Genomic DNA, 10,687 nt, shown 5'->3' with positions numbered 1-10,687 from the left:
TGTTTCACTGTTTAATTATCAAGGATCTCTGCCGTTCCGACTCGGATCAGCTCGTTTATTTTACCACAGAGCTTTTCGTTTGTCAAGAACTTTTTTGAAGTTTTTTTAATTTCTTCGCCGTTCTTTCGATCAGCAACTCGTTTATTTTATCAAACTCATTCGCTTTTGTCAAGAACTTTTTTGATTTATTTTTTGGATTAGTTTTTTCAAACCCATCACCAACTCTGCTATCTTATCAGATGTGAAGCTGTTTGTCAAGAACTTTTTCCACAAAAAATATCATTTTGTTTTTGGCTTTCAAACGGAGAAGGAGGGATTTGAACCCTCGCGCCGGTTACCCGACCTACACCCTTAGCAGGGGCGCCTCTTCAGCCACTTGAGTACTTCTCCAAATGCCTAAATATAAAATGATATGTGCGGTCACTCATTCGTGACGCATGGTTTATTATACAAAAACCTTACGTTCTTGTCAACCCGTTTTTTCGAATTTTTTGTTTTTTTCTTACTATTATAGAAAATATGCCTTACAGAACCCAAATCAGCCCCCAGAATAGCAGAAAAGAGCGCATATCACGCTCTTTTCTGAAACCGCTACGCGGTTACGACGGCTTCAATTCTCTTCTTTACCATCTCGGCAATCTCTGTTGTCTTCATTCCCTGGTATTCCTCGTATGGGATCGGGTCGAGAAAATGTACTTCTACCGTTACGGGACGGACGGTATTGGAATCAAACGGAACAAAACAGTTTTTTAACGCAACCGGCACGATCGGGCATTTTGCTTTTACTGCGATCTTGAAGCTGCCGCTTTTAAACTCCAGCAGCTGGTTTCCCTTTCTGCTCCTCGTTCCTTCCGGAAACAGAATGACGTTTTTGCCTTCTTTTACGACATTGGCCGCCTCATTGATAACCTGCATTGACTGCCGCAGATTCTCCCGGTCCATAAACAGCGCGTGGATGCACGCAAAGACCTGTTTTAAAAACGGAATATGCTCTACCTCTTTTTTGGCAACAACTGTAAAGGTACGCGAGCACGCTCCTGCGATCGCCAGCACATCGTACAGTCCCTGGTGATTCGGATACATCACAAAACCGTCCTGCTCCGGAAGATTTTCTGCTCCATAGGATTCCACAATGACGTTTCCGCCTTTGTTCGCCCGCTGTACAATAAAGCGCAGCATTTTAAAGTGCTCTTCCAGACTGTACTTGTCCGGATGCGCTGCATGGTAACAGAGCCGGCACCACATCCACGGAACCAGAAGCAGATTCCGCAGCACCATCAGTAAAATTCGTTTCATATTTTTCTTCCCTTCACCAAACGAGAAAAACGTGCCTGAGCTTTTTTCTCTCAGACACGTTTTGCGACGCTGTATTATTCCTGCGTTTTCTCAGAAGCCGTTTCGTTCTCTTTCTCCGAAACCGAAGTCTCCTCGGACGCCTCTTTGTCTCTTACTTTTGCAATGCTGGCAACCTTGATTTCGCCGTCCACATCCATCAGCTTAACGCCGGATGTGATCCGTCCCATCACAGAAATGCCGGAGCATGGCGTACGGATGATGATTCCCTCTGTGGTGATCATCATGATCTCATTATCCTCGTTGACCGCCTTGGAACCGATCAGGTTTCCGGTCTTTTCGGTAATCTTATAGCATTTGACACCCTTGCCGCCGCGGAGCTGTACGGTAAACTCTGCCATCGGCGTCCGTTTGCCCATGCCGTTTTCGGATACGACAAGGAGATAGTCTCCCTGCGTGCAGATCTGCATGCCGACTACTTCATCGCCGTCCAGAAGGTTGATGCCGCGTACACCCATGGAAACACGGCCTGTCGTACGCACATCGTTTTCCTTGAAGCGGATACACTGGCCGAATTTCGTTACCAGAATAATCTCTTTCTCGTTATCAGTTGTCTTAACTTCAATCAGTTCATCATCATCGCGGAGCGCAATGGCAGCAAGACCCGTTTTTCTGACGTTCTCGTACTCTTCGAGCGGCGTCTTCTTCACCAGTCCCTTTTTCGTTGCCATAAACAGATAATGGCCCTTCTCATATTTGCGCATTGGAATAACAGCGGTAATCTTCTCTCCCGGCTGCAGCTGGAGAAGGTTGACAATCGCCGTTCCTCTTGCGGTTCTGGACGCCTCCGGAATCTCGTATGCTTTCAGACGGTAGACTCTTCCCGTATTCGTAAAGAACATCAGGTAATGATGGGTCGTTGTCATCAGAAGCTCCTCGATATAATCATCCTCAATGGTCTGCATGCCCTTGATTCCCTTGCCGCCGCGGTTCTGGCTGCGGAAGTTGTCAACTGTCATACGTTTGATATAACCCAGTTTTGTCATGGTGATGACGGTATTCTCGCGCGGAATCAGATCCTCCATGGAGAGATCGTACTCATCAAAGCCGATGGAAGTTCTTCTGTCATCGCCGTATTTTTCGGATACGGTCAGAATCTCCCTGCGGATAACGCCAAGAAGCACCTTGCGGTCTGCGAGGATAGCTTTTAACTGCTCGATGCGCGCCATCAGCTCTTTGTACTCGTTCTCGAGCTTCTCCCGTTCCAGACCGGTCAGAGCGCGCAGACGCATGTCTACGATTGCCTGGGCCTGGGCATCACTCAGATCGAAGCGTTCCATCAGGTTCTTCTTTGCCTCTGCCGCATTCGCGGATGCACGGATGATATGGATCACTTCGTCAATATGGTCAAGCGCTTTTAAGAGTCCTTCCAGAATATGGCTTCTCTCCTGCGCTTTGTTCAGGTCGTATTTCGTTCTTCTCGTCACAACCTCTTCCTGGTGCTGCAGATAATACGTCAGCATCTCCAGAAGGTTCATGACTTTCGGCTGATTGTTTACCAGTGCAAGCATGATCACACCAAAGGTATCCTGCATCTGGGTATGTTTGTACAGCTGGTTTAAGATGACGTTTGCATTGGCGTCGCGGCGCAGTTCGATACAGATGCGCATACCCTCACGGTTGGAGTGGTCCGCAATGCCAGTGATGCCGTCGATCTTTTTATCTCTTACCAGCGCGGCGATGTTCTCGATCAGGCGCGCCTTGTTTACCATGTACGGGATCTCGGTTACGATGATCTCGCTCTTTCCGTTCGGCAGTGTCTCGATGTTTGATACCGCACGAACACGGATTTTACCGCGGCCGGTACGGTAAGCCTCATCGATGCCGCGGGTGCCGAGGATTTCTGCTCCGGTCGGGAAGTCAGGGCCTTTTACAATGCCGAGAATCTCCTCGAGATCTGTCGTACGGTCCTCCTCGATGATATTATCAATAATTTTTACAATGGCACTTACCACCTCGCGCAGATTGTGCGGCGGGATGTTCGTTGCCATACCGACTGCGATACCGGAAGTACCGTTTACCAGAAGGTTCGGGTAGCGGGCCGGCATAACAACAGGCTCTTTTTCGGTTTCATCAAAGTTCGGGGCGAAGTCTACGGTGTCTTTGTTGATATCCGCCAGCATCTCCATCGAGATTTTGCTTAAACGTGCCTCGGTGTATCGCATAGCCGCAGCGCCGTCGCCGTCGACGGAACCGAAGTTTCCATGGCCGTCCACCATCGGATAACGGGTTGCCCAGTCCTGTGCCATGTTGACGAGTGCTCCGTAGATAGAGCTGTCGCCGTGCGGGTGATATTTACCCATCGTATCACCGACGATACGCGCGCACTTACGGTGCGGCTTATCCGGCGTATTGTTCAGTTCACTCATGGAGTACAGAATACGTCTCTGTACCGGCTTTAAGCCATCGCGGACGTCTGGAAGTGCACGGGATGCAATTACGCTCATCGCATAGTTGATGTAGGATTCCTCCATCGTGTCTTTCAGATCGACCTCGTGAATTTTATCAAAAACATTATCTTCCATCTTTTCCTCCACTTCAGTTCACAGGACTTTTTAGATATCCAGGTTGTTTGCGTATTTTGCTCTCTCTTCGATAAAGTCACGGCGCGGTTCTACCTTGTCGCCCATGAGCGTATTGAAGGTAAGATCAATTTCAGAAGAATACTCTTCATCGAACACAACGCGGCGCAGAACACGGCGTTCCGGGTCCATGGTGGTCTCCCAGAGCTGCTCCGCATCCATCTCTCCCAGTCCTTTGTAACGCTGGATCTTATTATCTCCGCGTCCGATCTCATTGAGGATCTGATTCATCTGATCGTCGTCGTATGCGTACCATACTTTTTTGTTTTTCTCAATCTTGAACAGCGGCGGCTGTGCCAGGTAAACGTGGCCCTGTTTGATCAGCTCCGGCATGAAGCGGTACAGGAACGTCAGCATCAGTGTGTCGATGTGCGCGCCGTCGACATCGGCATCGGTCATGATGATGATCTTGTCGTAGCGCAGTTTGGTGATATCGAAATCGTCGTGGATTCCGGTTCCGAATGCCGTAATCATCGCTTTGATCTCGGCATTGGCATAAATTTTATCGAGACGTGCTTTCTCTACATTCAGGATTTTTCCACGCAGAGGCAGGATCGCCTGCGTTGCACGGCTTCTCGCGGATTTTGCGGAACCGCCCGCGGAATCTCCCTCGACCAGGAAGATCTCACAGTTTTTCGGATCCTTGTCGGTGCAGTCTGCCAGTTTTCCAGGCAGGGACATACCGTCCAGTGCGGATTTTCTTCTCGTCAGGTCACGCGCTTTTCTTGCAGCCTCTCTCGCACGCTGGGAAAGCAGGGACTTTTCAACGATCGTTTTTGCGACAGCCGGGTTCTGCTCCAGGAACAGCTCGAGCTGAGTGCTCACGATATTGTCGACTGCTCCTCTCGCCTCGCTGTTTCCAAGTTTCTGCTTTGTCTGGCCCTCGAACTGCGGCTCCTCGATTTTGATGCTGACAATCGCCGTCATACCCTCGCGGATATCCTCTCCGGTCAGGTTCGGTTCGCTGTCTTTTAACAGTTTATTTGCTCTTGCATATTCATTAAAGGTTTTCGTCAGCGCATTCCGGAAGCCCACGATATGGGTACCGCCCTCCGGCGTCGTAATGTTGTTGACGAAACCGTACGTATTTTCCTGATAGGAATCGTTGTGCTGCATCGCAACCTCAACGAGAACGCCGTCTCTTTCTCCCTCGCAGTAGATGATGTCCGGGTAGAGCGCCGTTTTGCTCTTGTTCAGGTAGCTGACAAACTCTTTGATACCGCCCTCGTAGTGGAATGCTTTTTCCACTACCGGATCCGTGCGCAGATCGCGCAGAACAATGCGCAGTCCCTTGGTCAGAAATGCGGTCTCGCGGAGTCTTGTTTTTAAAACGTCGTAATCATAAACCGTCTCCTCGAACATCGTGTCATCCGGCAGGAAACGGACCTCGGTACCTGTTTTTTCGATCGGACAGGTATCGATGACCTCCAGCTTATTCATGGTTTTTCCGCGCTCATACCGCTGGAAGTAAACCTTTCCATCGTGATAAACGCGCACCTCAAGCCAGTTAGACAGCGCATTTACAACGGATGCACCAACGCCGTGCAGACCGCCGGATACCTTGTACCCTCCGCCGCCGAACTTTCCGCCTGCGTGCAGCACCGTAAAGACAACCTCAACGGCCGGAAGGCCCGACTTATGATTGATGCCGACCGGAATACCACGGCCGTCGTCGATGACGGTGATGGAGTTGTCCGGGTTAATCGTAACGTCAATATTTTTGCAGTATCCTGCCAGTGCCTCGTCTACCGAGTTGTCGACAATCTCATAGACCAGATGGTGAAGTCCCCGTGCGGAGGTACTGCCGATATACATACCTGGGCGCTTCCGTACGGCTTCCAGACCCTCCAGAATCTGAATCTGGTCTGCACCATACTCTGTCTTTTCCATGTTCTCTGTACTCATTTAGATTCCTCCTGTTTCTTTGTGAAACACAGATCCCTCGACCACCTGGAATACGCTGTTTGCCTCAAAATGATTTTCGACAAACTCGTCCAGTCCGGTACAGGTAATCAGTGTCTGTATGCTGTGAATGCTCTGCAGAAGATAATTCTGCCGGCTGCCGTCCAGCTCCGACAAAACATCATCCAGCAGTAAAACCGGTGTATCGTGAATTTCCTCCTCGACCAGACGGATCTCCGCCAGTTTCAGCGAAAGCGCCGCCGTCCTCTGCTGCCCCTGGGAACCGTATTTACGGATATCAATGTCGTTGACCCGCACACAGAAATCGTCCCGGTGCGGCCCGGTGTAGGACTGTCCGAAACGCAGATCACGCTCTCTTCCGGCTTTTAACTCTTCGGAAAACGCTTCCTCGGACACATTCGGTTCATAGGTAATCAGAATCTGCTCCTTTCCTCCGGTCAGATTCTGATGGATCTCGGATAAAATATCATTCAGGCGGCTGATAAATTTTTTCCGCTCGGAAATAATGCTTGTTCCATAGCGGACCATCTGCTCATCCCAGATCTCGAGCGTATCCGCCATTCTGCCGGAAAACGAAATCTCTTTAAGCAGCTTGTTTCTCTGCGCCACCACTTTATTATAATTGGCAAGCTCGATCATGTATAGTCTTGACAATTGACAAATTTCGCTATCCAGGAAACGCCGGCGCTCCGCAGGACCGTTTTTGATGATATTCAGGTCCTCCGGAGAGAAAAACACAATATTTACAATGCCAAAAAGTTCCGACGCTTTGCGGATCGGAACTCCATCGATGGCGATTCCCTTGGATTTATTTTTTTTCAGATGCATATCGATTTTATGCGTGCTGCCGTTCCGCTCCACCATCATCCGGATATGGGCTTCCTCCCGGTCAAACTGGATGATTTCGCGGTCCTTGCTGCCGCGGTGCGATTTTGTCGTACCCGCGAGATATAAAGCCTCGAGAATATTCGTCTTTCCCTGGGCATTGTCGCCGTAGAGAATATTCGTTCCGGGGCTGATATTTATGCATAAACTCTCATAATTCCGATAGTTCTTCAGTTCTAAAGATTTGATATACATGAGCACTCGTCCGTGAAAAATCAGCTTAAGTTTTTAAGCCTTATTTTTTAATTTGTATCTCATTTCCATTGTAGCAGACAACATCTCCGTCATAGAGCTTGCGGCCGCGGCGGGTATCTACTTCACCGTTTACGGTCACTTCGCCGTCCTTGATGACGAGCTTTGCTTCCACGCCGTCTTCTACCAGAGCAGCAGCTTTTAATGCCTGGCCCAGTTTGATGTAATCTTCACGCAGCGTAATAATTTCCATTTTTTCCTCCTGCACTGCCGTGCCTTTTCCTCACGTAAGTTCGCAGTTTTCAACCTGTGTGGCTGTAAAACCGCTGAAAGTTCTTTCAGAAAAGGTTCCGGCAGATTTCAAACTTATGTGACTTATCTCACGGAATTGAAGTTTACCGGCAGAATCAGATAGATATAGCTCTCTTCTTCGTTCCGGATAAAACATGGAGCCTTCGGGTTGACCAGATAAATCGAAATCTCCTCGTCGTCAATAACACGAAGTGCATCGATCAGGAATTTCGGGTTAAAACCGATCATAATATCCTTGCCTTCTTTGTTGATATCGATCTCTTCTTTCATGGAACCCATCGCGGAATTGATCTGCAGTTCCATCGCTCCATCCTGGATGTCGATGATGATCGGTTTTTTGTCGCCCTCTTTGACAAGAAGCGTCGCACGGTCGATACAGCTTAAGAATTCTTTTTTGTTGATCGTCACTTTTGTCTCGTAATCACTCGAAAGCATCTGGTCGATGCGGAAATATTCACCGTCGATCAGTCTGGAAACGACCGTTGTATCATCGAACTTGAACATAATGTGGTTTTCCGAGAAGTAAATATCAATCTGATCATCCATCTCGCCGGACAGAATTTTGCTGATTTCGTTCAGGGTTTTTCCCGGAACAACGACTTTTCGGTCCGGATACGAATCTTTCAGCTCAATTCTGCGGATCGCAATACGGTGTCCGTCCAGAGATACGACGCGAAGTGTGTTATCTTTGATTTCAAAAAGCTCACCGGTCATCAGTTTGTTGTTCTCATTGGCTGCAATGGAGAAAATGGTCTGACGGATCAGTTCTTTTAAGGTGAACTGGGAAATGGAAACACAATCGGAAGTTTCGAGAATCGGCAGATAGGAAAAATCTTCTCCTGACTGTCCCGGAATGCTGAATTTTGCTTTTTCACACGTAATCGTAGTTACCAGATTTTCATCTGTTTCTATTGTAACCTGATTATCCGGAAGTTTTCTTACGATCTCAGAAAAAATCTTTGCATCCAGAGCAACAATACCGCGTTCCAGAATCATACCTGTGACAAGGGTCTCAATTCCGAGTTCCATATCGTTGGAGGTAAACTTGATCTGGCTGGAAGATGCATCAATCAGGATACACTGCAGAATTGGCATCGTAGTTTTACCGGAAACAGCTTTCATCGCAATGGCAACGCTTTTTACAAGGTCTGCTTTGTCAAACACTAATTTCATAATTGTGGATAACTCTCCTTTCCTCACGGCTGGGTGAGTATGCTTATAAAGAAAAAATATAGTAAAAATCCGTAGTCTTAGTCGTAGGGGCTGTGGATATGTGGATAACCCCTTCGAGAATGCGGAAATACTGGAAAAATGGATCTGTATAACTCTGTGAATAATCGAACGTGAACCTGTGTATGAAATGTTGATAACTTCAGGCTCCAAATTTGTCCACAATTCATCCACAGGCTTTCCACATCGGTTTGTGCATAAATAAGGGCCTGTAAACCGATGCGTTTCTTCTTATATAAATGTAGATCGGTTCGAACTGTTTTGACAGAGTTATAGCTATGCCGCTTATTTAGACGGGTTAATCTTCTTCTTTAAGATATCTACCGTGTTGCGGACACTGTCTTTGGCACTCATTTCCTTTTCGATCTTTTCAATGCCGTGCATGACAGTGGTATGATCGCGGTCGCCCATCATTTTTCCGATTCCGGTCAGCGGGGCATCGAGCATTTCGCGGCACAGATACATTGCGATCTGGCGCGGGAATACGATTTTGCTGCTCCGCTTGCTGCCGACAATGTCGGACGGCGTAATATCGAAGTGATCTGCAACGGTGTCGATGATAAATTCCGGCGTGATCACCTTCTTCTCGTTTGGGGAGATGATGTCGCGCAGCACCTGCTCTGCAAGATCAATGTTGATTTCACGTTTTTCAAGGTTTGCGTATGCAATGATTTTGTTGAGAGCGCCTTCCAACTCACGGATGTTCGATTTAATATTGGAAGCGATGTATTCGATCACATCGTCGCTGACGGAATAGCCGTCTAATTCCTGTTTCTTTCGGAGAATGGCGATTCGCGTCTCATAATCCGGGCTCTGGATATCGGCAAGGAGTCCCCATTCGAAACGGGAACGGATGCGGTCTTCCAGGATATCCATGTCTTTCGGGGGACGATCCGAAGAAAGGATGATCTGTTTGTTGGCGCCGTGCAGCGTATTGAAGGTATGGAAAAACTCTTCCTGCGTGGATTCCTTTCCTATAATAAACTGCACATCATCGATGAGAAGTACGTCGATATTGCGGTATTTCTCACGGAATTTGGTCATTGCGGTGTTGTTGCTGTTTCGGATAGCCTCGATGACTTCATTGGTAAATTCTTCACTCGTTACGTAGAGAATCCGCGAAGACGGGTTCTTCTGAAGAATAAAATGTGCGATCGAGTGCATCAGATGGGTTTTGCCCAGTCCAACACCACCGTATAAAAACAGCGGATTGTAGATTTCTCCCGGGGATTCGGCCACGGCGAGAGAAGCTGCATGGGCAAATTTGTTATTGCTGCCGACCACGAAGGTATCAAAGGTATACTTTGGATTCAGGTTCGGCACATAGAGATTTTTCTGGACGGGAGCAGGCGCTTTTTCCTGTTTCACTTCTTCCGGAAGAATAAAGCGGATCTCATAGTTGACACCTGTGATTTCCGCGATTGCCACTTTAATAGGAAGAGTATATTTTTTGCTCACGTAATCGAGACCCATTTTTTCGGATGGAACCAGGATTGTGATCAGATTGTCCTCAACCGAATGGATCGTAAGTGGTTCAATCCATGTAGTAAAGGAGATCTCAGATAATTCGTGCTCGTCCCGCACTCTCTGCAGTATTTCTTTCCATTTATCTTGTACGATTTCCATGCTTTTTCTGTCGCTCCGCTTCTATAATCATTGCTTTTTGGGGATAACTTCTGTCTGGAAAACGAAATTTTCCCCGAATAGTCGCATTTTTACTTCTATATGATATAATAAAATGCCGTTTTATTCAACCCAAAAATGTGGATAATTATTTTTTTATCCACAGAATGTGTAAAAAATTTTCCTGTTGATGAAATGGAGGATAGTTTGTGGATAACAGGGAATCTTATGTTGATAAAATTGTGGATAGAGGGCTGGAAAAACCGAAATGTGTAAAGTCTGGAAAACTTATATACACATTATACATGGCGTAAATACTGGAAAAATTGGAAATGCCCACAGGTTGTACACAGCAAAACCGAAAGTTATCCACAAGGTTATCCACAGATTGTGGATAATGTTGATTACGGTTACAAGATATCGTGTGGAAAGCGCAAAAATCGAACAGGTATTTGTACGCGTGTGGCGGACAGTGTGGATAAGTTGTGGATAAACCGAAAATCAGCACACGGAAGGCACGGGCAGCGGCAGACCGGAAAACCGCGTCAGAGCGGCATTTTTCCCGAAAAAACTGCGAAAATTATTGA

Annotated in this window: 7 protein-coding genes and 1 tRNA gene; all 8 read right to left on the bottom strand. The window is 47.4% G+C overall.

Annotated elements, in window-relative coordinates; all coding sequences use genetic code 11:
• Positions 1 to 302: 302 nt before the first annotated feature.
• Positions 303 to 390, bottom strand: a tRNA-Ser gene (locus tag DXD02_RS13800).
• A 201-nt stretch (positions 391 to 591) separates the two neighbouring features.
• Complete coding sequence (locus DXD02_RS13795; RefSeq protein ID WP_117805253.1) at positions 592 to 1,296, bottom strand: lysophospholipid acyltransferase family protein; 705 nt, start codon at positions 1,294 to 1,296, stop codon at positions 592 to 594.
• Between the two features lie 74 nt (positions 1,297 to 1,370).
• Positions 1,371 to 3,878, bottom strand: a complete 2,508-nt coding sequence (gene gyrA / locus DXD02_RS13790; protein WP_055266696.1) for a DNA gyrase subunit A — start codon at positions 3,876 to 3,878, stop codon at positions 1,371 to 1,373.
• Positions 3,879 to 3,908: 30 nt separating this feature from the next.
• Entirely contained in the window at positions 3,909 to 5,840 is a 1,932-nt protein-coding gene (gene gyrB, locus DXD02_RS13785; RefSeq protein WP_022462277.1) for a DNA topoisomerase (ATP-hydrolyzing) subunit B, read from the bottom strand.
• Entirely contained in the window at positions 5,841 to 6,938 is a 1,098-nt protein-coding gene (gene recF / locus DXD02_RS13780; RefSeq protein WP_022462276.1) for a DNA replication/repair protein RecF, read from the bottom strand.
• 40 nt (positions 6,939 to 6,978) lie between these two features.
• Positions 6,979 to 7,188, bottom strand: a complete 210-nt coding sequence (locus tag DXD02_RS13775) for an RNA-binding S4 domain-containing protein (protein ID WP_022462275.1) — start codon at positions 7,186 to 7,188, stop codon at positions 6,979 to 6,981.
• A 122-nt stretch (positions 7,189 to 7,310) separates the two neighbouring features.
• Positions 7,311 to 8,420, bottom strand: a complete 1,110-nt coding sequence (gene dnaN, locus DXD02_RS13770) for a DNA polymerase III subunit beta (RefSeq protein WP_118666997.1) — start codon at positions 8,418 to 8,420, stop codon at positions 7,311 to 7,313.
• Between the two features lie 342 nt (positions 8,421 to 8,762).
• Positions 8,763 to 10,103, bottom strand: a complete 1,341-nt coding sequence (dnaA, locus tag DXD02_RS13765; RefSeq protein ID WP_022462273.1) for a chromosomal replication initiator protein DnaA — start codon at positions 10,101 to 10,103, stop codon at positions 8,763 to 8,765.
• Positions 10,104 to 10,687: the final 584 nt, after the last annotated feature.

The sequence above is a fragment of the Blautia sp. TF10-30 genome (assembly GCF_003481245.1).
Classification (GTDB): domain Bacteria; phylum Bacillota; class Clostridia; order Lachnospirales; family Lachnospiraceae; genus Fusicatenibacter; species Fusicatenibacter saccharivorans.
Note: the sequence above shows the minus strand (reverse complement) of the source record. Positions and strands in the feature narration are given on the sequence as shown.